The organism is Nonomuraea helvata, from assembly GCF_039535785.1.
GTDB lineage: Bacteria > Actinomycetota > Actinomycetes > Streptosporangiales > Streptosporangiaceae > Nonomuraea > Nonomuraea helvata.
The window spans coordinates 265,246-285,837 of sequence record NZ_BAAAXV010000002.1; the positions used below are offsets into that span (position 1 = coordinate 265,246).

The 20,592-nt window shown below is 70.9% G+C and carries 22 protein-coding genes and 1 pseudogene; 10 read left to right on the top strand and 13 right to left on the bottom strand.

Annotation, left to right across the window (positions count from 1 at the left end; all coding sequences use genetic code 11):
- The first annotated feature begins 5 nt into the window (after nucleotides 1–5).
- Nucleotides 6–3,137, top strand: coding sequence for a S8 family serine peptidase (locus ABD830_RS17115; RefSeq protein ID WP_344988174.1), 3,132 nt, complete (start codon nucleotides 6–8; stop codon nucleotides 3,135–3,137).
- A 51-nt stretch (nucleotides 3,138–3,188) separates the two neighbouring features.
- On the opposite strand, the gene ABD830_RS17120 is transcribed toward ABD830_RS17115, so the two are convergent.
- Together ABD830_RS17120 and ABD830_RS17125 are read right to left on the bottom strand one after the other, a co-directional pair.
- Nucleotides 3,189–3,809: a TetR/AcrR family transcriptional regulator gene (locus tag ABD830_RS17120; protein WP_344988176.1), complete on the bottom strand. Its 621-nt coding sequence runs from the start codon at nucleotides 3,807–3,809 to the stop codon at nucleotides 3,189–3,191.
- Nucleotides 3,810–3,853: 44 nt separating this feature from the next.
- Entirely contained in the window at nucleotides 3,854–4,480 is a 627-nt protein-coding gene (locus ABD830_RS17125; RefSeq protein ID WP_344988178.1) for a YceI family protein, read from the bottom strand.
- Nucleotides 4,481–4,766: 286 nt separating this feature from the next.
- On the opposite strand from ABD830_RS17125, the gene ABD830_RS17130 reads away from it, so the two are divergent.
- Nucleotides 4,767–5,417 carry a TetR/AcrR family transcriptional regulator gene (locus ABD830_RS17130; RefSeq protein WP_344988180.1) on the top strand — a complete coding sequence of 217 codons (651 nt, stop codon included), beginning with the start codon at nucleotides 4,767–4,769 and terminating at the stop codon, nucleotides 5,415–5,417.
- A 131-nt stretch (nucleotides 5,418–5,548) separates the two neighbouring features.
- On the opposite strand, the gene ABD830_RS17135 is transcribed toward ABD830_RS17130, so the two are convergent.
- Nucleotides 5,549–6,436, bottom strand: coding sequence for an IS5 family transposase (locus ABD830_RS17135; RefSeq protein WP_378521066.1), 888 nt, complete (start codon nucleotides 6,434–6,436; stop codon nucleotides 5,549–5,551).
- Nucleotides 6,437–6,631: 195 nt separating this feature from the next.
- Between ABD830_RS17135 and ABD830_RS17140 the strand changes: the two are divergent.
- Nucleotides 6,632–6,824 (top strand): annotated as a pseudogene (locus ABD830_RS17140) (transposase); the annotation flags it as partial.
- Nucleotides 6,825–7,091: 267 nt separating this feature from the next.
- On the opposite strand, the gene ABD830_RS17145 reads toward ABD830_RS17140, so the two are convergent.
- Nucleotides 7,092–7,520 carry a MarR family transcriptional regulator gene (locus ABD830_RS17145; RefSeq protein ID WP_344988182.1) on the bottom strand — a complete coding sequence of 143 codons (429 nt, stop codon included), beginning with the start codon at nucleotides 7,518–7,520 and terminating at the stop codon, nucleotides 7,092–7,094.
- A gap of 39 nt (nucleotides 7,521–7,559) precedes the next feature.
- Here ABD830_RS17145 and ABD830_RS17150 point away from each other — a divergent pair, with 39 nt between their 5' ends.
- Nucleotides 7,560–7,886, top strand: coding sequence for a hypothetical protein (locus tag ABD830_RS17150; protein ID WP_344988184.1), 327 nt, complete (start codon nucleotides 7,560–7,562; stop codon nucleotides 7,884–7,886).
- A gap of 10 nt (nucleotides 7,887–7,896) precedes the next feature.
- Here ABD830_RS17150 and ABD830_RS17155 read toward each other — a convergent pair whose 3' ends face one another.
- Nucleotides 7,897–8,640, bottom strand: a complete 744-nt coding sequence (locus ABD830_RS17155; RefSeq protein ID WP_344988186.1) for an SDR family oxidoreductase — start codon at nucleotides 8,638–8,640, stop codon at nucleotides 7,897–7,899.
- Between the two features lie 95 nt (nucleotides 8,641–8,735).
- On the opposite strand from ABD830_RS17155, the gene ABD830_RS17160 reads away from it, so the two are divergent.
- The 4 genes from ABD830_RS17160 (at nucleotide 8,736) to ABD830_RS17175 (ending at nucleotide 10,971) form a co-directional block, all read left to right on the top strand.
- Complete coding sequence (locus ABD830_RS17160) at nucleotides 8,736–9,209, top strand: RrF2 family transcriptional regulator (RefSeq protein WP_344988188.1); 474 nt, start codon at nucleotides 8,736–8,738, stop codon at nucleotides 9,207–9,209.
- A gap of 189 nt (nucleotides 9,210–9,398) precedes the next feature.
- The gene (locus tag ABD830_RS17165; RefSeq protein ID WP_344988190.1) at nucleotides 9,399–9,710 is read left to right on the top strand and encodes a hypothetical protein; all 312 of its coding nucleotides are present in this window, start codon (nucleotides 9,399–9,401) and stop codon (nucleotides 9,708–9,710) included.
- 93 nt (nucleotides 9,711–9,803) lie between these two features.
- Nucleotides 9,804–9,959, top strand: coding sequence for an RICIN domain-containing protein (locus ABD830_RS17170; RefSeq protein ID WP_344988192.1), 156 nt, complete (start codon nucleotides 9,804–9,806; stop codon nucleotides 9,957–9,959).
- A gap of 10 nt (nucleotides 9,960–9,969) precedes the next feature.
- Nucleotides 9,970–10,971, top strand: coding sequence for an arabinan endo-1,5-alpha-L-arabinosidase (locus ABD830_RS17175; protein WP_344988194.1), 1,002 nt, complete (start codon nucleotides 9,970–9,972; stop codon nucleotides 10,969–10,971).
- A gap of 97 nt (nucleotides 10,972–11,068) precedes the next feature.
- Here the strand turns inward: ABD830_RS17175 and ABD830_RS17180 are convergent, their stop codons facing one another.
- Nucleotides 11,069–11,500 carry an NlpC/P60 family protein gene (locus ABD830_RS17180; protein WP_344988196.1) on the bottom strand — a complete coding sequence of 144 codons (432 nt, stop codon included), beginning with the start codon at nucleotides 11,498–11,500 and terminating at the stop codon, nucleotides 11,069–11,071.
- 239 nt (nucleotides 11,501–11,739) lie between these two features.
- On the opposite strand from ABD830_RS17180, the gene ABD830_RS17185 reads away from it, so the two are divergent.
- Both ABD830_RS17185 and ABD830_RS17190 read left to right on the top strand, forming a co-directional pair.
- Entirely contained in the window at nucleotides 11,740–11,988 is a 249-nt protein-coding gene (locus ABD830_RS17185; RefSeq protein ID WP_344988198.1) for a glycerophosphodiester phosphodiesterase, read from the top strand.
- Between the two features lie 328 nt (nucleotides 11,989–12,316).
- Nucleotides 12,317–12,640, top strand: coding sequence for a hypothetical protein (locus ABD830_RS17190; RefSeq protein ID WP_344988200.1), 324 nt, complete (start codon nucleotides 12,317–12,319; stop codon nucleotides 12,638–12,640).
- A 129-nt stretch (nucleotides 12,641–12,769) separates the two neighbouring features.
- Here the strand turns inward: ABD830_RS17190 and ABD830_RS17195 are convergent, their stop codons facing one another.
- The 7 genes from ABD830_RS17195 to ABD830_RS17225 all read right to left on the bottom strand — a co-directional run bounded on the left by ABD830_RS17195 (nucleotide 12,770) and on the right by ABD830_RS17225 (nucleotide 20,525).
- Entirely contained in the window at nucleotides 12,770–13,237 is a 468-nt protein-coding gene (locus ABD830_RS17195) for a hypothetical protein (protein ID WP_344988202.1), read from the bottom strand.
- Nucleotides 13,238–13,376: 139 nt separating this feature from the next.
- Nucleotides 13,377–14,381, bottom strand: a complete 1,005-nt coding sequence (locus ABD830_RS17200) for a pectinesterase family protein (RefSeq protein WP_344988204.1) — start codon at nucleotides 14,379–14,381, stop codon at nucleotides 13,377–13,379.
- Nucleotides 14,382–14,969: 588 nt separating this feature from the next.
- A complete protein-coding gene (locus ABD830_RS17205) occupies nucleotides 14,970–15,485 on the bottom strand; it encodes a TetR family transcriptional regulator (protein ID WP_344988715.1) in 516 nt (171 codons plus the stop codon).
- Nucleotides 15,486–15,552: 67 nt separating this feature from the next.
- Nucleotides 15,553–16,029: a hypothetical protein gene (locus ABD830_RS17210; protein WP_344988206.1), complete on the bottom strand. Its 477-nt coding sequence runs from the start codon at nucleotides 16,027–16,029 to the stop codon at nucleotides 15,553–15,555.
- 38 nt (nucleotides 16,030–16,067) lie between these two features.
- Entirely contained in the window at nucleotides 16,068–16,787 is a 720-nt protein-coding gene (locus ABD830_RS17215; RefSeq protein ID WP_344988208.1) for a methyltransferase, read from the bottom strand.
- A gap of 35 nt (nucleotides 16,788–16,822) precedes the next feature.
- Nucleotides 16,823–19,729, bottom strand: a complete 2,907-nt coding sequence (locus ABD830_RS17220; RefSeq protein ID WP_344988210.1) for an ATP-binding protein — start codon at nucleotides 19,727–19,729, stop codon at nucleotides 16,823–16,825.
- A 25-nt stretch (nucleotides 19,730–19,754) separates the two neighbouring features.
- The gene (locus tag ABD830_RS17225; RefSeq protein WP_344988212.1) at nucleotides 19,755–20,525 is read right to left on the bottom strand and encodes an SDR family NAD(P)-dependent oxidoreductase; all 771 of its coding nucleotides are present in this window, start codon (nucleotides 20,523–20,525) and stop codon (nucleotides 19,755–19,757) included.
- Nucleotides 20,526–20,592: the final 67 nt, after the last annotated feature.

The following is a 20,592-nucleotide window of genomic DNA, read 5'->3' on the forward strand; positions in this document are numbered from 1 at the left end:
GATCATTGAAGAGGCGTCTGCTGCTCGCAGTCCTCGCGTCCACGGGCATTGCGCTTCCGCTGACCGTGATGCCGTCCACGGCGAACGCCGAACCTGCCCGTCCGGACCGCTTCCAGCATCTGGACGGCGCGTTCGGCTACGCCGGGTTCAAGCCGGCCGCGCTCGACCAGGCCCGCCAGGTCAAGGTCCTCATCCAGGTCGACGGCACGCCGGTCGGCGACGCCGCCGCCGACGCCGCCGAGGCCGGCAGGACGGTCGACCGGCCGACCTTACGTGCCGCGCTCCACGACAAACAGCAGAGCGTCGAGGAGAAGGTGAAGGCCGAGGGCGGAAAAGTCCTCACCACCTATACCGACACCTTCAACGGCATCGCCGCCTCGGTCCCGCGCCGCAGCCTGCCGGCGATCCAGGAGGCCCCCGGGGTGCTCTCCGTGCACCCGGTGCGTACGTTCAGGCCGGACAACACCGCGGCCATCCCTTACATCGGGGCCCCGCAGGCCTGGCAGGACCTGGGCAAGACCGGCGCAGGCGTGAAGGTGGCGGTCATCGACACCGGGATCGACTACACGCACGCGAACTTCGGCGGCTCGGGCAACCCGGCCGACTTCAAGAGCAACAACGGCGCCGTGATCGAGCCGGGCACGTTCCCGACCGCCAAGGTGATCGGCGGCTACGACTTCGTGGGCGACGACTACGACGCCAACGACCCCGCCTCGACGCCCAAGCCCGACCCCGACCCGCTTGACTGCAACGGCCACGGCTCCCACGTGGCGGGCAGCTCGGCCGGCTCCGGCGTGACCGCGGACGGCAAGACCTACACCGGCCCGTACGACACCACCACGCACACCAGGACCTTCAAGGTCGGACCGGGTGTGGCGCCGGCCGCCTCGCTGATGGCCTACCGCGTCTTCGGCTGTGAGGGGTCGGCCAGCGAGGACGTCATCGTCTCGGCCATGGAGCGGGCGCTCAAGGACGGCGCCGACGTCGTCAACATGTCGCTCGGCTCGCCCTTCGGGCGTATCGAGGAGCCCTCGGCGCAGGCCGTGCGGACGCTGACCCGCGCGGGCGTGACCGTGGTCACCTCCGCCGGCAACTCCGGGCAGAACGCCTACCTGGTCGGGGCGCCCGCCATCGCCCCCACGGCCATCGCCGTCGCCGCCCTCGACGCGGCCCGCGCGCAGCTGCCCGCGGCGAAGATCTCGGCGAACGGCACCGAGATCGTCGCGCAGAACTCCAACGAGGCTGCCCTGCCGTCAGGCGCCCTGCCGATCGCGGTGCTGCGCACGAGTTACCCGTCCGGCGCGCTCTCGCTGGGCTGCGACCCCGCCGACTACGCGGCCTATCCGGGCGGGGTGACCGGCAAGCTCGTGATCACCCTGCGCGGCTCCTGCGCGCGGGTGAAGCGGGCCATCCTGGGCCAGCAGGCCGGTGCCGCCGCGGTCGCGATGATCAACACCGATGCCGCGTTCCCGCCCCTGGAAGGACCGATCACGTCCGATCCGGACACCGGTGAGCCGTACACGGTCACCATCCCGTTCCTCGGCATCAGGAGCACCGACGGCGCCGCGGCCGCGGCGCTGGACGGCAAGACCACCACCCTGGCGGCGCTGACCGTGCCCAACCCCAGCTACGCCGCGCTCGCCTCGTTCTCCTCCGGCGGCCCGGCGAACGTCAGCAGCTCCCTGAAGCCGGACGTGACCGCGCCCGGCGTCGCCGTCGTCTCGACCGGGGTGGGCACCGGCTCCGGCCCCGCGACGATCTCGGGCACGTCGATGGCCTCGCCGATGGTCGCCGGCGTGGCGGCGCTCGTGAAGCAGGCGCATCCCCGCTGGCGTCCCGCCCAGATCAAGGCCGCGATCGTCAGCACCGCCGACGCCACGTCCAAGATCAAGAACTACACCGCCAGGGTCGCCGGCTCCGGTGTGGTGGCCGCGCGGCAGGCGGTCGGCGCCTCGGTGATCAGTGAGGCGAAGGACGGCTCCCCCAACCTGTCGTTCGGCCTGAAGGAACTGACCGGCCCCTACCGGCAGAGCGAGAGCCTCACCCTCCACAACAAGGGCAAGACCCCGGTCACCTACGACCTGGCCGCCGCCTTCACCGGTCAGCCCTACGGCGCGAAGGTCTCGGTCTCTCCCGCGACCGTGACCGTGGGCCGGGAGAGCAGTCGTACCGTCCAGGTCACGCTGTCGCTCAGCGCTCAGGCCGTGGCCGCGCTGCCCACCGCCGAGACGTCCAACTTCGGCACGGTCGTCCACATCCAGGGCGCGGTGACCGCCACGCCGCGCAAGGCCGCCGAGGGCGTCTACCCGCTGCGGTCGGCGTTCCTGCTCGTGCCCGACGCCGAGTCCCGGGTGCGCTCGTCCAGGCCGGGTACGTACACGCCTGGCGAAGGCGGGCTCGTGACCTCCGTCGGCGTCCGCAACGACGGCGTGCACGCCGGCGCCGCGGACGTCTACGCCTGGGGCATCACGGACGCCGAGGACGTCAAGGGCGCCGAGGACTCGATGGACATCCGCACGGTCGGGGTGCAGGCGCTCCCGGGCTCGGCGCTCGGCGGCGCCGACACCGACCGGGCGCTGGTCTTCGCGGTCAACACCTCCGGCCGCTGGTCCAACGCCGCGGCCAACGAGTTCGACCTGTCGATCGACACCACCGGCGACGGATCGCCCGACTACATCCTGGTCGGCGCGGACTACGGTCTGGTCACCACGGGCGACTTCGACGGGCGGTTCGCCACGTTCGTCTTCAAGGCCGACGGGTCCATGGTGGACGCGTGGGTCGCCACGGCTCCCATGAACGGCGGCACGCTGCTGATGCCGGTGCTCGCCTCCGAGGTGGGGCTGACCGAGGGCGCCTCGCGGTTCACGTACGCGGTGACCGGGTTCTCGAAGGTTCCGGACGGGCTCGTGGACGAGACCGAGGCGGCGGCGTTCGACGCCTTCGCTCCGGCGCTCTCCACGGGGGCGTACGCACTGCTCGAGCCCGGCGCGTCCGCCACCGTCCGGCTCACGGTCGACCGGGCGAGACTGGCCACCACGCCGGCGAAGGGCTGGCTGGTCGTCACCCTGGACGACCGCAGCGGCGCCCAGGAGGCCGACCAGGTCGGCTTCGGGAAGCTGCCCGCCGTACAGCCGTAACCGGCACACGGGCGCCCGTCCCCGGACGGGCGCCCGTGTCGTACGGGGAGGTCACAGGGAGCAGTCGCCCGGCTGCTGGAGCGGCACCACGGGCGGCAGCGGAGTGGGCGTTTCCGGGGACAGCCCGTCGAGTACCAACGTGAGGTAGCGCCGCCAGCCGTCGCTGCGGGGGTCCATGGTCCACAGCACGCCCAGGAGCATGACCATGATCCTTGGCATGTCGTCGGGGACGAGGTCGGCGCGGACGAGGCCGGCCTCCTGCGCCCGGCGGGTCAGCAGCGTCAGCGAGTCGAAGAACGGGGTGCCGGCCTGCGCCGTCATGGCGCCGGAGTTGCGGGCGGCGGCCAGGGTGTTGTGTTCGCGGGCCGCCATGGACACGGCCGCCTCCAGCACGGTGACCAGCCCACGCCTCGGGTCGTCGTCGTTCAGCGCCTGCTCGATGGCGGGAGCGATGTCCTCGGAGATGCTCTGGTCGAGGGCGGCGCGTACCAGCCCCGCCTTGTCCGGGAAGCGGCGGTAGAGCGTGGCGATGCCCACGCCGGCGCGGCGGGCGATCTCTTCGAGGTGCGCGTCGGGGCCGTGTTCGGCCCAGACCTGCCGGGCGGCGCGCAGGATCCTTTCGGAGTTGCGGACCGCGTCGGCGCGCAGCCGCCGGGAACTGCCGGTGGTCACCCGCAAAGCGTAGCAATCGGTAGTCGGCTGTCGACTGTGTGCCGCTAGGGCAGAGACGCGCCCTGTACGGCCTGGATGTCCAGCTCCACCTTGAGCGTCGCGCCGATCAGGTTGACCCCGGCCCGCACTACCTGGTTGTACGTCATCGCGAAGTCCTCGCGGCGCAGCTCGGTCTCGGCTCGGAACGCCGCCCGCAGCCCGCCCCACGGGTCCGGGCCGGTCCCCAGGTACGCCAGGTCGAGATCGACCGGCCGCGCCACCCCGGCGAGCGTCAGCGTCCCGTGCACGGTCCACCGGTCGGTGCCCGCGGGGGTGAGCCCGGTGCTGCGGTAGGAGATCATCCGGTACGCGTCGACGTTCAGGAAGTCGGGCGAGCGGAGATGGTCGTCCCGCATGCCGTTCCCCGTGTCGATCGACGCGGCCACGATGTCGGCGGCCACCGCGGAGGTCTCCGGGGTCGGGCCGGGCAGCGGGCCGCTCGACACCACGCCGTCGGCGTCGGCCTCGGCCCGGACGACCTGCTGCCCGGTCAGGTCGGTCACCGTGACGACGGCCTGACGCACGGGCCATCCGTCCTTCGTCCTGATCAGGGCGCGCAACCCCCGGCGACCGGCCGGGCCGCCCGCCTCGGCCTGCCGGCTGGGGTGGGCGGCCTCGTGGCTGGTGTACATGGTGCTCCTGCTCTGCTCGTCGCTTCCTCGCGGTGGCGCCGCGGCGTCATTCGGTGTGGGCCAGCCTCGATCGCGGAGGGCCGGCCGCGTGTGCGGCACGGGCTGCGCTGTTGGCCATGCGAGGACTCCGTTACGGGGGCTGGGGAGGCGAACGATGAGGTATACGGTAAATCAGTCGCTTGACTTAAGACTAACAGCATCGATTCAGCGGTCCGATCCGAAGGGGGCGTTCCTCAGTGAGCCAAGATCGCCGGAAGGCGCGGCAGATTCCGGTACGGTGGTGACGATGACGGGCAAGACCGAGCGGGCCGATCGGGTCAGCGTCACCCGCGAACGCATCCTGACGGCGGCGGAGCGGCTGTTCGCCGAGCACGGCGTGTTCGCCGTGTCCAACCGTCAGGTCAGCGAGGCCGCCGGACAGGGCAACAACGCCGCCGTCGGCTACCACTTCGGGACGAAGACCCACCTGGTCCGCGCGATCATCCGCAAACACGCCGAGCCGGTCGAGCGGATACGCGAGCGGATGCTGGCCGACATGGGCGACTCCGCGGACGTACGCGACTGGGCCGCCTGCCTGGTCCGGCCGGTCACCGAGCATCTGGCCGCCCTGGGCTCCCCTACCTGGCACGCCCGGTTCATCGCGCAGGTGGTGACCGACCCCTCGCTACGCGCGCTCGTCGCCGAGGAGACCCGCTCCTCCCCTTCGCTGAGGCGGACTCTCGAGGGGTTTCACCAGTGCCTGCCCGAACTGCCCGCCGAAGTGCGTGCCGAGCGCGGCGACATGGCCCGCCAGCTGATCACGCACATGTGCGCCGAGCGCGAACGCGCTCTCGCCGAAGGCACCCCCACGCCCCGGGCCAGCTGGCACGACGCGGCCACCGGCCTGATCGACGCGCTCGTGGGGCTGTGGCTGGCACCCGTGACCCGCGACTCCTGACGGCCCACGGCCCGACCGGGCGACGCGGTGCCACGAAGGCCGTAACGGCCCGTCGCACGGTCAAGACGGCGGTTGGACGTCGCGGTGCCGCGCGAAGGCCCTGACAGCACGCCCCGCGACTAGGTCGTGTTTCATAAGGCATTGAGCCACTGGTTGATCGCAGCGATGATGACGACGGCTTCGTAGCGTACGGCGAGCTTGTCGTAACGGGTCGCCATGCCGCGGTTGCCTTTGAGCAGGTTGATGCCGCACTCCACAGCGTGACGCAGCCGGTAGAACGCGGGGTCGAAGGCGGGCGGGCGACCTCCCTTCGATCCCTTGGCTCGCCGGTGAGCGTCCTGGTCGGCCTTGCTCGGAATGCACGCCTTGATCCCACGCCGGCGCAGATGAGTCCGGTTGGCCTTGCTGGTGTAGGCCTTGTCGGCCAGGACCCGGTCCGGGCGGGTCCTGGGACGGCCACCGCCGAGGCGGGCCACCCGGATCTTGCCGAGCACCGGTATGAACTGCGGGCTGTCGCCCCGCTGCCCGGCGGTCACCACCGCAGCCAGCAGCTTGCGGCCCTGCTCGCAAGCCAGATGGGTCTTGGTGGTCAGCCCGCCGCGCGAGCGCCCCAGGCCATGATCGGCCGGCTCGCTGTGCACCCCGCCGGGTGGTTCCTTTTGCAGGTGACCGTCCCGGCGTGCTCCGGCCGCGTGCTGGTGAGCCCGGGTGATGGTGGAGTCCACGCTCACCGTCCAATCGATCTTCCCGGCGGCGTCCGCACACGCCTGCAAGGCCGCCAGGATCCGCGCCCAGATCCCCTCCCGCTGCCAGCGCCGGAACAAGCCATACACGGTGAACCAGTGGCCGTAGCAGGCAGGAACGTCCCGCCACGGCGCCCCGGTCCGGATCCGCCACCGGATCCCGTCGATCAACTGACGCTTGCTCCACTTCGGCGGACGCCCCTTGCCCGATGCGGCAGGCAGATGCGGCTCCAGCGCCGCCCACTGCGCATCAGTGAGGTCGTGCCGCCTCGTCACCACTACGCTGGTCACGAGGTCTCCGGTATTTCGTTCTTCTTGGTCGTTGAACCACCTACCGGAGACCTCTTCGTTCAACGATCACCGACACGCATGACACGTGATCTTTCGAAACACGGCCTAGGCCCTGTCCGGCGGATAGGCCCTGTGCGGCGGATCATGTGACCGTCCCGGCTTCGGGGCGTTGGCATGAGCATGGGACGGGGAGATTTAACGCATGCGGAGTGGGCCCGGCTGAAGCTGCATCTGCCGAAATCCGGGCGGCGCGGCGGCCGTTGGGCCAGTCACCGCAGGGGTCATCAACGGAATCTTGTACCGACTGCGCACCGGGGTGCCATGGCGGGATCTACCAGCGCGTTTCGGTCCGTGGAAGACGGTGTACGAACGGCACAGACGTCCTCCGCAGAGACGCCATCACATGTGGCGCGGGCGGTGTCACGTGCGTAGTCGAGAAACGTGGTGAGCTGGGTGCGCTCGTCCCACGCAGACGGTGTGTCATCGATTCTGGTCATCGCGCAAAGCGTCCCTGATCATCACGATCCATGTCGAGGTATTTATCGCCGACCCCGACCTGCTTTACCGAACTCCTTGTCCGACGGGTCGATACAGCGATTCAGCGCCGGTGGACCGCCCGGCATGATCCGCCGGACAGGCTCTAGGCGTCGCGCGTCGCGATGGCCCTGATGGCCCCGGCCAGGTCGTCGGCGACCTTGGCGACGGTCGCCAGCTCGGCCGGACTGAGCCGCTGGAGCAACGTGGCGGTCGCGGCGCGCACTTCGGTGAACAGCGAGGCGATTGCCGTCGCGGCGGACTCGGTCAGGCTCACCCGTACGGTGCGGCGGTCGTGCTCGTCATGGGCCCGTCGCACGTAATCGTGCTTCTCGAGCCGGCGCAGGGCGGCGCTGAGTGCGGGCGCGGACAGGCCGACCGCCTCGGCGAGCGCCCCGGCCGGCAGCGGACCGCGCGTGGACAGTATGTCGAGGTAGCGCAGGTCGCTTCGTGCGACTCCGAGCCGGGCCGCGGCGACTTGGTCGAGGAGGTCCAGGGTGGTCGCCAGATTCCGGAACGCGGCGACCGCGGCCATCGCCGGATCCAGTGCGCCCTGGCGGAGACGTCGGCGCTGGTGGAGCTCCGGGTCGAGGTCGACGGTGTCCTGGTGGACGTGGTGATCAGCGTACGGCTGCTGTCTCGGGTCGTCAGGACCGCCTCAGGCTGGAAACTGGCCAGCCTGGACGCGATCTATGAGAAGGACGCGATGGCCCCCGTCTACCCCGCCGACCGGCTGGCCATCTCGCGGCAGGACACCGCCCCCTATCGGCGTTCGTACCAGTTCCTGACCTACAGCGCCCGCGGCCACCTGCCGGCCGACATACCCGGCGACGACCGGCCGGACCTGGTGGCCGCCCTCTACGACGAGGCCGAGACATGGCTGCGCTCGGCCTCCCTCTGATCCGGCGGCCCTATCGCTGGGCGGCGAGCCACTCGTCGAACGTGGTCGGCGCGATGCGGGCACCCTCGCCGGGCAGCAGCACGTTGCCGGCCATCGACGTGCCGAACAACCCCGACCACGTCGGCACCAGCTTCACCTCGCGGCCGAGTGCCTGGTTGGTGCGCCGGGCCATGTCGACCAGGTCCTGCGTCTCGGGCCCGGCCACGTCGGCGTAGCGGCCCTTCGGGTCGCCCACCGCGATCTCGGCGAGGACGTCGGCCACGTCCGCGGGCGCGATCGGCTGCACGAGCAGCGGCGCGATCGTGGCCACCCCGTCCTGCTCGGTCCAGCTCGCCACCATCGCGGCGAAGTCGTGGAACTGGGTGGCCGGGACGATCGTCCACGGCACCGGGCCGGCGGCCACCAGCCGCTCCTGCTCCCGCTTGCCGGCGTAGTGCGCGTTGCCCTCGACCCGATCGATCCCGACGATCGACAGCAGCACGTGGTGACGGACGCCCGCCCGCTCCTCGGCGGCGAGCAGGTTTCGCGTGGCGGCGCCGAAGTACGCCACCACCTCCGCCGGATCGGTGGCCGGCCCGTTGGTGACGTCGATGACCGCCTCGACACCGGCGAGGGCGGCGTGGAGCCCGTCACCGGTCACCAGGTCCACGCCGAGCGAACGGCTGACGCGCACGACGTCGTGGCCGCCCCGTTCGAGCGCGGCGACAGTGAGGGCCCCGATGTTCCCGGTCGCGCCCGCGACTGCGATCCGCATGATGATCTCCCCTGTCTTGTCGGCGCCGTCTTGTTGGCGGACGGACGCTATCACGGACTATATAGGTCCACAATATCTGCGATAAGCTCGGGTACGTGAAGCTGCCTGTGAGCACCGAATGGGTGTTGCACTGCGCCACGACGCTGGCGCAGCTCGAGCCGGGAGTCACCGCGTCGACGGCACAGCTCGCGCAGTACTACGACCTTCCTGCGCCCTACCTCGCCAAGCAGTTGCAGGCGCTCGTCAAGGCCGGCGTGCTGGCCGCGACGACCGGTCCGCGGGGCGGGTTCCGGCTCGCGCGGCCCGCCTCCGAGATCACGCTCCTGCAGATCGTCGAGGCCGTCGACGGCACGTCCTCGCCGTACGAGTGCCGCGAGATCCGCCGGCGGGGACGCGGCGCGCTGCCGCCCGAGGACTGCCGGAACACCTGCGTGCTCGCCGAGAAGATGGCCGAGGCGCACGAGGCGTGGCGGCGCAGCCTGACCGGAGTCTCGCTCGCCGACATCCTCGCCTCCCTGCCGCCGTCGGCCCCGGCCCGCACCCGATCACGCCTCGCGGGCACGTCCTGAGACCACCCACCGCGCCGTGACACCCCCCACCGCCGTGACCCCCGCCGCCGCCGTGGCATCAGCCACCAATCCCAGCACAGGCCACCGTCCCACACCGGCCACGGTGCCAGCACGGCCACCGCCGTGACACCGGCCACCGGCCGGGCGCCCGCGCCCCCTCACCCACCTGAGTACCTTCGAGAGGACCACATGCCCGACTTATCCGGCGTCGCGGCCTTCTACGCCACCCACAGCAGCTTCTCGGCACCGGGCGTCTTCGCCGCGCTCTACGCCGACCTGCCCTCCGACCCGGCGCGGCTCGCACGCGTCACCCGTGACCTGATGATCCACCGGTGGGAGGGCCGCGACTACCACTACGACATCCCGCGCGAGCGGCTCCACAACGACGCGGAGGCCAGGGACACGTATCTCCAGGAGGACCGGCTGCGGATACCGCGCACGGTGCTGTCACTGGCCCCCTTCAACGGCCCCCGTGAAGTGACCCTCCGCGAGCTGCGGTGAAAGTTTCACCCCCGACGACCTGCGACGGCGGCAGGCACGCTTGACACCTCCCAGGTGAGCGACAACGGTCAGGTGTTAGCGCTCACATCCCTTATGTCCGGTCCACCCAGCGAGCGGCGCCTGGTCAACACCGCCACCGGCGAGGTCGCCCATGCGGCAAACTGCGGCACCGCCGACGGAGTGGACGTACGACAGTGGAGCCGGCACAACAGCGCCTGCCAGCAGTGGTCCATCCGGCCCGTCTCCTAGGAGATCCGACATGTGGAAACGAGCTCTCGCCGTCGCCCTTCTGCTCGCCGCCTCCGTCGTACGACCGGCGCAGGCGACCCCGCCCCTACCCGACCCCCTCGCCACACCGACCACTCCCCCACCGTCCTATCCCGGGCCGGGCCGCGTGACGGGTGACGTCGGCGTGCACGACCCGAGCGTGGTGAAGAGGCCTGACGGCACGTACCTGCTGGTGCACACCGGCAACAACATCGCGATCAAGACTTCCGCCGACAGGACCGCCTGGCGCAACGCCGGCGTGGCCTTCCCCAACGGCGCGCCGTGGACCACCTCCTACACCGGCGGCAGCGCCAACCTGTGGGCGCCCGACATCTCCTACCGCAACGGGCGGTACTACCTCTACTACTCGGCCTCGACGTTCGGCTCGCGCAATTCGGCGATCTTCCTCGCCACCAGCCCCACGGGCGCCTCAGGAACCTGGACCAACCAGGGCCTGATCATCTCCACCACGTCGTCGAGCACCTACAACGCCATCGACCCCAACCTCGTCGTGGACGCCCAGGGCCGCTGGTGGCTCACCTTCGGGTCCTTCTGGACCGGGATCAAACTCATCCAGCTCGACCCCGCCACCGGCAAGCGCCTCGGCACCTCGATCACCGGCCTGGCCCAGCGCACCGGCGGCACCACCGCGGTCGAGGCGCCGTTCATCTTCCGGCACGGCTCGTACTACTACCTGTGGGTGTCCTTCGACGCCTGCTGCCAGGGTGCGAGCAGCACCTACCGGATCATGGTCGGCCGTTCGGCCGGCATCACCGGCCCGTACGTGGACCGCAACGGCGTCGCCATGACCTCGGGCGGCGGCACCCAGGTCCTGGCCGGGCACGGCAGCGTCCACGGGCCGGGCCACCAGGCGATGATCCCCGACATCGACGCCGAGGTGCTCTTCTACCACTACTACGCCGACAACGGCGCTTCGCTGCTCGGCATCAACCTCCTCGGATACGACAGCGCGGGCTGGCCCTTCGTCTACTGATCGCGGGGTGTCACCGGGCATCAAGTGTCGAGGAGTCGTAGCGCCGCCTGGCATCTGGCGATCAACCCGGCGTCGCCTTCCGTCAGGCGCGTTTGGCCTAGCGCCACGAGCGGTCGTAGAGCGTGGCGCTGTCGAGGGTTGAGGGGCCGCCTTCGTCGCCCAGCGTAGGACCGTCGACCGTTTTGCGGCTGGAGATGAACCGGTGTTTGCCGGTGGAGTCGATTCCCAGATAGATGCCGACGTGGTCGAGGGCTGTGCCGTCGTCCGTGCTGGCGTCCCAGAACAGCAGGTCGCCCGTCCGCAGGTCCGCGTAGGACGTGGGTTTGGCCGTGCCACCGTCGATCACGGTGATCCCCGGGGCGTTCTCGTCGGCCATTTGGACGGCTCGACGGGGAAGGGCGGACTTGCTCAGCGTGTCGCCGATGCCCAGGGAGTAACCGCCGCGGTAGCCAAGGACCATTCTGACGAAACCGGAACAGTCCAGCGACTCCTTCTGGCGGGCTTCCGAAGCGCAGGCCTGGCTTGGCATTTGTCGGCGAGGCAGCGGGCCTCCAGGCGTCGCTGGAAGCGTTCGGCGAACGTTCACGACGCCATCACGCTACGGCCGTAGCGCGGGTCCGCGGGCGATCTACCTTCGCGAGGTCATCTTGACCTGCCTGAGGAGCCTCCCGTGTACCTTCGCCGTGCCCTGGCAAGCTTGGCATTCTTGCCGGCGGCGACTTCGTCAAGGCCGCCGCCGGCATCCCAGGTGTCACCGCGCTGTCTCCCGTGTACGGTTTCCCGCAGAACGGCAAGATCAACGACCCCGGCTTCCGCTTCTACGTCGACTCGACGATGGTGTCCGAGGCGCACGCGCGTGGCCTGAAGGTCGTCCCCTGGACCTGCGACGACCCCGCGACCATCGAGGCCCTCATGGACATGGGCATCGATGGACTCATCACGGACTATCCAAACCGAGTCCGACAGATCATGGCTGACCGTGGCATGCGACTGCCGAAGGCCTACGCAACGCGCTGACCCCTCTGAGGTCTTCCCCGGCCTGGCGCGGGGCGCGTCCAGATGCCGAGACCGTGCGGGGAGCAGCCACGCCGAACGGCATTGTTCACCGAATCGCAACCAAACCTGTGCGGAGGGTCACATCAGCTGCCGTTCGGCCCCCCTCTGACCAGCGGTTCAGTGGCTCGCTGCCCACTCTCCCCATGCTGGGTCCGCTCCCTTAACGCGGTGATGTGGCGTTTTCGCACCGACTGTGTCATGGCGATCATGCTAGCCTCCTGAGCGGCTTTTATCCCTCAAAGTAGAACGATGAGGAGTTATGCGAAAGAAACTGGTAGTCGCTGCACTGATGACCGGAATCGCGGGCACGCTCGTCAGCGGCGCGCCCCCGGCCAACGCAGCCGCCAGCGCCGACGCGAAGCTGAGGTGCGTCACGCACACGACGTGGGTCAAGGGCAACACGCGCTACCTGAAGGTGAGAAACGGCTGCGCCGGACGCGTCAAGGTCAACATGATCCAGACCGGGCCCGACTCCGGCTACAAGCTCATCAACGCCAAGCGGACGCGCACTTTCGAGGGGGGCAGCGCGCGCAAGCCGTGCGGCCTGAGGATCTACTACAAGGGCACGCGCTACTACAACAAGCTCTGGAACCCGGTCTGGGGCATTTGCTAACCGATAGATCGGCGGACCGACCGTTCTCGTGCCCATAGCACTTCCTCCGGCTCGGGCCGCCGACCCACGCCACCCCATCCGGGCCTCCCGGGCGGGGTGGCGCCTGTTTCAGCAAGGCCCCGATCACTGTCAGCTCTCCCGTACCGACCCGTCCGCCGCCACCGTGAGGACAACGTTGGGGCCGCCTTCCCCGCACTCTGGGCCGTTCGGGAAACGTCCCTTCGGTGTGACCTCGAGCCTCCGTTCCAGCAGCGGCTTCGCGCGGGCTCCGCGCAGCGTCAGCCGGACCGTCACCGGCCGTTTGGGCAGCCCTGCGACGTCACCGAACCCGTTCTTCTCGCCGGTCTGCACTTCCTCCGCCCTGCAACTGTCGCCGGAGCAGGTCTCCCTGGCCGCCCGCGTGGACGGCCTCAACTCGACGCCGACCTGTTTGCAGGCACCGTCCCAGCACACCTCCATCGTGGCGTCGCTCACCTCGGCGGCGAGCGGCCTTGCGATGTGCAGGGCCACACCGACAGGGGTGCCGATCGCGGTACACACCGCCTCGGACGAACAGCCGGCGGCGAGCAGAAGGGTCAGCAAAGCGAGTCGACGCACACTCCTCAGACGAACGCCAGGCGTGCCGGGTTCACCACGAGCGTTCGGTCGGCGCCAGGATGACGCGCCCTCGGTTCACGAGGCGATGTCCTCATGGACGGAGAGGGTGAGGATGAGCGGTCTGGTGAACGCCGACGGGCTACTGCACCGGGTTCCAGCCGTCGCTGCCGGCCAGGTACTTCTGTGGGGTGAAGTTCGCCGCGGTTGCGCTGCTCATCTGCGGGCGGTCGCTGGTGCCGGTGCTGGCTCCGGCGCCGCTGTTGTTGTATTCGCTGAACCGGCACGTCTTCCAGGAGAAGCCGCCCATGTCCTGCCAGGCTCCGGTTTGGCGGATGTGCGCGCCCAGCGTCGAGTCGCGGATCAGCACCTGACCGATCGCGTCGGCTGCGCCGCCGGCGTGCCAGCAGCGGCCCAGGGCGACGGTCCGCGCCGCGGCCGAGCTCGCCAGCGTCGATCTGGTGATCAGGATGCCGTACGGGTTGCGGGAGTTGGTGGCCGCGGCGGTGATGTAGCCGTTGTTGGTGCTGCCGCGGTCCAGCGAGCGGATGGTCGTGGAGTCGATGACCAGGGCGCCGTTGCCGTAGATGAAGTCAACGGCGCCTTCGATGTAGCTCTGGTAGACGTACTGGCGGACCTGCGAGCTTCCGGTACCGCCCCAGGACAGGAACGTGTCCTGGTAGCCCAGCAGGCGTACGTTGCGGTAGACCTGCCGGTCGCCGCCGGCGTACAGGGCCAGTGCCTGACTGTCGTGCGCGGCGTAGGTGTTGGCGATGGTCATTCCCTTGACTGTGGTGTTCCTGGCCATGTTGAGCACGGTCGCGCTACCCGCGGCACCGGCGGTGGATTGGGGAGTGTTTCCGGTGATCACGACGTCGGTCGCGTTCCCGGTCGTACCCTGCAGGGTGATGCCGGGCTTGCTCGACGGGACGGACACCTGGCCGTGGTAGGTGCCCGGCTTGATGTTGATGACCGTGTCGGACGAGGCTGCCGCGAGCGCAGCCTGGATGGTGGTGTAATTTCCGGAGCCGTCAGCCGCCACGGTGATCGTGGTGGCGGCGTGCGCTGGGGTGGTCAGCGCGATGGCGGCCAAGGATAAGGCGGCGACGCCGACCACAGTGGTGCGGCGTTTGTCCAGCGGCTGCATGTGTGGACCTTTCATCGATCTTCGGGGATGTTGCCGACGACAGAGATGGCGGGCGGACGGGGCGGTGTAGGCCGCGCGCCTGGAGCTCTGCCTTTGTCCAGTGCTGGCTGGCGCGGCCGTCACTCGTTCTCGTGATCACGCCTGCCGCGCTGGTGACCGTCCCGGAGCGTTGAAGTTCCCTTGCTGGTCGCTGTTGCCGTGGTAGTCCCACAGCTGCACCCGCGTACCCGATCCGGCGTTCTTCGGGGCCCTCCGCGCCGGGTTCGCGCGGACGGTCGAGGGGCTCGTGATGATCAAGTTTCGCCTCGAAGGGCAACAGACCACGTCAGGCGCTTGCTATCGCTAACATTGTTGTGCGGCTTCCGATGCCTCCTCATTCAGAGTCGGTGGCGGCGGTGCGCGAGGCGTAGCGAATACCGATGCAGCGGGTCAAGTCAAGGCGCGAGCATTGCCCTGTCGGCGTCTGCGCACCGATGTCGGCCCTAAACTGCGGCAGCGTCGCCAGGCAAGCGCCACCGCCGATGAAATGTTCACCGCCACGAACTCGGACAAAGCCCCGCAACAATTCAGCCAGACGGTTCCCGAAAGCTACCTCGCTGACTTTTCATCTACACCGCGCCATCTTGCGGATCCGAAGCCTCTGACCCACCCGAAGGTCCGAGGCCCTTGCGCAACAGCGTCCACGCGCGGGCGGCGGCGACGCGCCGGGCGGGCGCCGGCCTCCTGACCAGGACCGCGGCTGACGCGGTCGGGGAAGTGCCGGTAGAGACTGCCCTGGCCGACCCCCGCCACGCGGGCGACCATGCTGAGCGGCGCGTCGTAGCCGGCGGCGGCGAAGACCTCGCGCGCCGCCGCGATCAGCGCCGCCCGGTTGCGCACCGCGGCGCCGGGGCCTCGGTTCGTACTCCCGCGCCCAGCGCTCTGGAGCCGCCGCAGGAGTGGGCCGAGCTGCGTCAGGGCTGTCCCGTGGCGCCGATCCGGCCGGCCGGCGGCGACCAGGCGCTTGCCCGCACCGAGCTGCAGACCGTGCCCAAGGTGCTGCTCGACCGTCTCCCCACGCTGGAGCTGGCCGTGCCCGCCGACGCCCTCGCCCGCCACGCTCATGCTGGGCACGGACCTTCTCGCCCGAAAGGCCGGGATTGCTGATGTCCACCTACGGAATCAGTAACGGTCACATCTGCTCGTCGAAGGCCCCCGCGTCGAGGCGGATGAAGGTGGCGCCCCCCATGGCCGCGCGGGCGCCGAGAACGTGCCCGTCGCACATCCTCGTCTCCGTCCCGGCCGGGTCGGTCACCTTCCACGTCACCGGCTCTCGGCACGGCTGACCCAGCCGGTCGTAGTTCCACGTACGGCGGCACACCCGGCACGTGGCGACGCCGGCGCGCGAGGAGAGGGTGTTGCCGTGCTCCGGGCAGACACCCCATCCGAAGCCGCACAGCGGCTGGGACCTGAGTCTGGCCAGGTCCTCGGCCGCGTGCTGCAGGTCCTCGGCTCCTCTGGCCAGCCAGTCCGCCGCGTGCAGGGCGGCCTGGAGGTGGGCTCGCTCGGCCGGTTCGGCCGGGGCGCTGCCGCAGAGTTCCCTGATCTCGGCGGTGAGCGCCTCGGCGCGGCTCGCGAAGGCACGCAATTGCGCGGGAGTGACGGTCATTCAGGCTTCCATCTCGGGAGGGGACTGATGGTCATGGGTCAGGTCAGGCGGAAGGTGTAGTAGCCGACCGACCGGCCGTCCCTGGTCAGCTCCTGCCGGGCGACGACCTCCACGTCGAAGCCCTGCTCGTCCATCAGATGCCTGAGGTACGCCAGGTCTCCGGAGCTGCCGAAGAAGATCAGCATTCTGCCCGCCGGGGTGAGATGCTCTCTGGCCTGGCGGAAGAAGGAGGTCATGGCCCGGTAGTTCTCATCGGTCGTGGCGGCCTCGAGCAGATCGCGCGGGGCGAACCAGCGGAACGGCGGATCGAAGACGATCAGGTCGAACCGGCCGTCGACGTCGGCGAACACGTCGCTGAGCCGGACTTCGACCCGGTCGGCGACGCCGTTGCGCTCGGCGTTGCCACGTGCGGCCTCGACAGCCACGGGATTGATGTCGACCGCCAGCACCTGTTTCGCGGTCGAGGCGGCCAATATGGCGTTGACGCCGCTGCCGGTGCCCATGTCCAGGACGCGGTCTCCCGCCCGTACCTCGGCCAGGACGGCCTCGCCCAGCAGGTGCGACATCCCCGTGATCGGCTGCACCTGCGGCGGGACGACCAGGGTCGTGCCCAGATAGGTGAACGTCTGCTCGGCGGCGGCCTCGGCCCTGGCTGCCTGGTAGGCACGCTCGTGCCAGCGGCGGATGAGCTCGGCCTGCTCCGGAGCGACCATGGGGGTGTAGCCGGCAGGGTGCGGATCTTCCTCGTGGTGACCCATGACCAGAACCTAGACGATAGCCGCCCCTGCGGAGCTCACCGCAGGTGAATAACCGCCTCGACGAGGCTTTCCGGCAAGCCCATCAGGCGCAGCGCGTCCGTGGTGGAGGCCCCGATGACGGCGGCCGACTCCGCGATCTCCTGGTACCGCGACCGGGCCGCGGCGCCGTCCCCGCGCGCCTCGGCGACGCGGCCGAGCCCGGCGAGCGCGCGCACCCGGTTGCCGAGGCTTTTGATCCAGTACGGATCGATCCGTTCAAGAGCCTCCGTGTACAGCCGTTCCGCCTCGGTCAGCTCCTGCTCCAGCAGGGCGATGTCACCGAGCCCGCGGAGGGCGGCCGCCAGGCTGGTGGCGCTGCCGGCGCGGCGGGCGAGGTCGGCGGCCTTCGCATAGTCGGCGCGGGCCGCCGCCGTGTCGTCGCCGGAGAGGTGATCGCCCCGGTTGACCAGCAGGTCGGCGGCGTCCTCCAGAGCGCCGAGCTGCTCGGTGAGGGTGAGCGCCTCGTCGGTGAGCGCGATGGCCGACGCGCGGTCACCGCGCGCGCCCGCCAGACTCGCGAGCGTGTCCAGCGCCAGCGCGGTGCCCCACCGGTCTCCGAGCGAGCGGAAACCCTCGGCGGCCGCGCCGAAGCCGCGCTCCGCCTCCGTGCCGCCGCCCTCGCCGAGGAGCCCGAATCCCCACACGTACTCGGCGACCGCGCGTACCCACGGCTCCGGGCGGCCACGCTGGGACGACACGAGCGCGAACGCGCCGTGCGGGTCCGCCTCGCTCGCGTTCCGCATCATCCACGGCAGCAGGACGGCCGGATAGCGGCCCGGCTCGGGACCTGACCACGCGGCGGCCAGCGCCTTCTCGGCCTGGGCACGGTGCCGCTGCCACACCGGCCGCCCGGCCTCGCCGGACGCCGCCAGCAGGACGCACGCCACGTACTCCTCGCCGAGCCCGTCCGGGACCGCGACGCCCACGGAATCCGCAGCGCCCACGTGGTTCAGCAGCGCGATCGCCTGTGGCGCGACCGAGGCGGCCGCGCCGCGGATCCACAGGTACGTCGAGGCCGCAGCGAGCAGGCGCAGGGCCGTCTCCACCTCCCGTGCCTCGACCGCCCAGCGCACGGCCGCCAGCAGGTCGGCGTGCTCGGCCGCCAGGACCGCCAGCCACTCCAGCTGCCCGGCCTGCCGGAGCTGCGGGTCCGCGGTCCGCACCAGCTCCAGGACGTGCCGGGCGTGGGCGCGGCGGGCCGGCTCGCGCTCGCCGGCCGCGTCGAGCTGTTCGGCGCCGTACGCGCGGATCGTCTCCAGCATGCGGTAACGGCCGCCTGAGACCTCCAGCAGGGATTTGTCGGCCAGCGACTCCAGCGTCTCGCCGTCGGTGCCGCACGCCCGCAGCGCGGACTCGGCCGTCGCGCCCCCGGCGAAGACCGTGAACCACCGCGCGGCCCGCTGCTCGGGCCCGGACAGCAGCTCCCAGCTCCACGCCACCACCGAGCGCAGCGTCCGGTGCCGCCCGTCGGCCGTGCGGCTGCCACGGGCGGCGACGGCGAGCCGGTCGTCGAGCCGTCCCGCGAGGTCGTCGATGCGCAGCGTACGCAGCCGCGCCGCCGCCAGCTCGATGGCCAGCGGCAGGTTGTCGAGGGCCGCGCAGATCCGCCGCACCGTCCGGGGGTCGCCCGCGAAGCCGCGCTGCACGGCCCGGGCCCGATCGGTGAACAGCCGCGCGGCCGCTTCGTCGTCGAGCGGCCGCACCTGCCAGAGGTTCTCGCCGATGATGCCGAGCGGCTCCCTGCTCGTCGCCAGGACCCGGAGCCGGGGGCAGGCCGCCAGCAGCCGCGCCACCAGCGTGGCGGCCTCTTCGACCAGGTGCTCGCAGTTGTCCAGGACGAGCAGGAGCAGCCGGTCCGACAGCGCCCCGATCAGGCGTTCGACCGGACTCTGCCCGCCGTCCCCCAGGGAGAGCCCGTGCTCCCGCAGGCCGAGCGCGCCCAGCAGCACCTGCGCCAGCGCGTCGCCGTCACGGAGCGGCGCCAGCTCCACGAAGCACACGTCGTCCGCCGCGACGGCGGCCACCTCGACCGACAGCCGGGTCTTGCCGACCCCGCCGGGACCGGCCAGGGTGACCAGCCGGGCCACGCGCAGCAGCTCGGCGACCTCGGCCACCTCCCCGGCGCGGCCGACGAAGGACGTCAGCTGGGCGGGCGGCGCGGCGGGCGACGGCGACGGGTCGGCGCTCAGCAGCTCCCGGTGGAGCGCGACCAGCTCGGCGGAGGGATCGGCGCCCAGCTCGTCGGCCAGGTGCCGCCTGGTCTCCTCGAACACCACCAGCGCCTCGGCCTGCCCGCCCTCGGCGAACAGCGCCCGCATCAGCAGCCCCGCCAGCCGTTCCCTGAGCGGATGCCGGCCGACCAGCTCGCGGAGCTCCGCCACGGCCGCGCGATGCTCGCCGAGCCGCAGCTCGCCCTCGATCCGGTCCTCGAGCGCCCCGAGCCGGCGCTCCTCCAGCCGTACGGCGGCGGCCTGGGCGGTACGGCTCTCGGGCAGGCCGGCCAGCGCGGGCCCCTGCCACAGCTCCAGCGCCTCGCGCAGCAGAGCGACCGCCCGCCCGGCGTCGCCGTCGCGCAGCGCGGCCCGGCCCTCCTGCGCCAGCCGCTCGAACCGGCAGGCGTCCACGTCATCGTCGTCGGCCACGATCCGGTAGCCGGCCCCGGCCCGCTCGATCAAGGACGCCGAGCCCAGCGCCGTCCGCAGCCGGGACACCTGGGACTGCAGGGCGTGCGCCGACAGCGCCCCGTCGGGGTCGATCTCGTCGGCCAGCCGGTCGGCCGAGACGACCTCGCCGGGCCGGACCAGCAGCAGGGCCAGCAGCGCGCGGCGGGCCGGGCCGCCCAGCGGCACTTCAGCCCCGTCGTCGCGCCACGCCCGGGTCTCACCCAGGATTGCAAACCGCATGCCGGTGATTATCCACCGGCCAGGATCACCCCCTGGCGATCGGGCCGAGGTAGGTCCCGCCGGACACGTCGACGGTCTGGCCGGTCACCCACCGGCCCTGCGGCCCGGCCAGGAAGCCGACGACGTCGGCCACGTCCTCCGGCTCGCCGAGCCGTCCGAGCGCGGTGATCCCCTCCAGCTCGGCCACCACCTCGGGGAGGGAGTTGTATCCGGCGGTCATGTCGGTCCGCACCGCGCCGGGCGCGACCGTGTTCACCGTGATGCCGCGCCGGCCGAGCTCGTTGGCCAGCGTGGGGGCCATGGATTCCAGGGCCGCCTTGGTGATGGTGTAGCCGATCTGCATGGTGACGGCGAACCGGCTGGCCGTCGAGCCCATGTTGATGATGCGGCCGCCGTCGTTCAGCAGCGGCAGCGCCCGCTGGATGACGAAGAACGGCGTGGCGACGTTGATCGCCAGCAGGCGGTCCAGCTCCTCGGGGGTGACCTGCGAGATCGGGTTGACCGAGGCGATGCCCGCGTTGTTGACCAGGATGTCCAGCCCGCGTCCCGCCAGCCCGGCGGTCAGGCCCTCGAACAGCTGGTCCGTCGCGGAGACGTCGCCGAACCGGGCCCGGATGGCGAACGCCCGGCCGCCCGCCTCCTCGATCCGCGCCACGGTCTCCTTGGCGGCCTCCTCGTTGCCGCCGTAGTGGACCGCGACCTCGGCGCCGTCGGCGGCCAGCCGCAGCGCGACCGCCCGGCCGATGCCGCGCGATCCACCCGTCACCAGCGCGGTCTTGCCGGCCAGAACGTTCATGTCCACTCCTCATTCCATGGCCGGTCCTCGGCGGATCCGGCGACGGAACGACGATGGCGTCGACCGC

Excerpts from the sequence above, each read along its gene's own strand:
- ABD830_RS17125 (WP_344988178.1), bottom strand. The coding sequence starts at position 4,480 with ATGTACACCAGCCACGAGGCCGCCCACCCCAGCCGGCAGGCCGAGGCG.
- ABD830_RS17130 (WP_344988180.1), top strand. The coding sequence starts at position 4,767 with ATGACGGGCAAGACCGAGCGGGCCGATCGGGTCAGCGTCACCCGCGAA.
- ABD830_RS17145 (WP_344988182.1), bottom strand. The coding sequence starts at position 7,520 with ATGGCCGCGGTCGCCGCGTTCCGGAATCTGGCGACCACCCTGGACCTC.
- ABD830_RS17155 (WP_344988186.1), bottom strand. The coding sequence starts at position 8,640 with ATGCGGATCGCAGTCGCGGGCGCGACCGGGAACATCGGGGCCCTCACT.
- ABD830_RS17165 (WP_344988190.1), top strand. The coding sequence starts at position 9,399 with ATGCCCGACTTATCCGGCGTCGCGGCCTTCTACGCCACCCACAGCAGC.
- ABD830_RS17170 (WP_344988192.1), top strand. The coding sequence starts at position 9,804 with ATGTCCGGTCCACCCAGCGAGCGGCGCCTGGTCAACACCGCCACCGGC.
- ABD830_RS17175 (WP_344988194.1), top strand. The coding sequence starts at position 9,970 with ATGTGGAAACGAGCTCTCGCCGTCGCCCTTCTGCTCGCCGCCTCCGTC.
- ABD830_RS17180 (WP_344988196.1), bottom strand. The coding sequence starts at position 11,500 with ATGCCAAGCCAGGCCTGCGCTTCGGAAGCCCGCCAGAAGGAGTCGCTG.
- ABD830_RS17190 (WP_344988200.1), top strand. The coding sequence starts at position 12,317 with ATGACCGGAATCGCGGGCACGCTCGTCAGCGGCGCGCCCCCGGCCAAC.
- ABD830_RS17200 (WP_344988204.1), bottom strand. The coding sequence starts at position 14,381 with ATGCAGCCGCTGGACAAACGCCGCACCACTGTGGTCGGCGTCGCCGCC.
- ABD830_RS17205 (WP_344988715.1), bottom strand. The coding sequence starts at position 15,485 with ATGAGCGTGGCGGGCGAGGGCGTCGGCGGGCACGGCCAGCTCCAGCGT.
- ABD830_RS17210 (WP_344988206.1), bottom strand. The coding sequence starts at position 16,029 with ATGACCGTCACTCCCGCGCAATTGCGTGCCTTCGCGAGCCGCGCCGAG.
- ABD830_RS17215 (WP_344988208.1), bottom strand. The coding sequence starts at position 16,787 with ATGGGTCACCACGAGGAAGATCCGCACCCTGCCGGCTACACCCCCATG.
- ABD830_RS17220 (WP_344988210.1), bottom strand. The coding sequence starts at position 19,729 with ATGCGGTTTGCAATCCTGGGTGAGACCCGGGCGTGGCGCGACGACGGG.
- ABD830_RS17225 (WP_344988212.1), bottom strand. The coding sequence starts at position 20,525 with ATGAACGTTCTGGCCGGCAAGACCGCGCTGGTGACGGGTGGATCGCGC.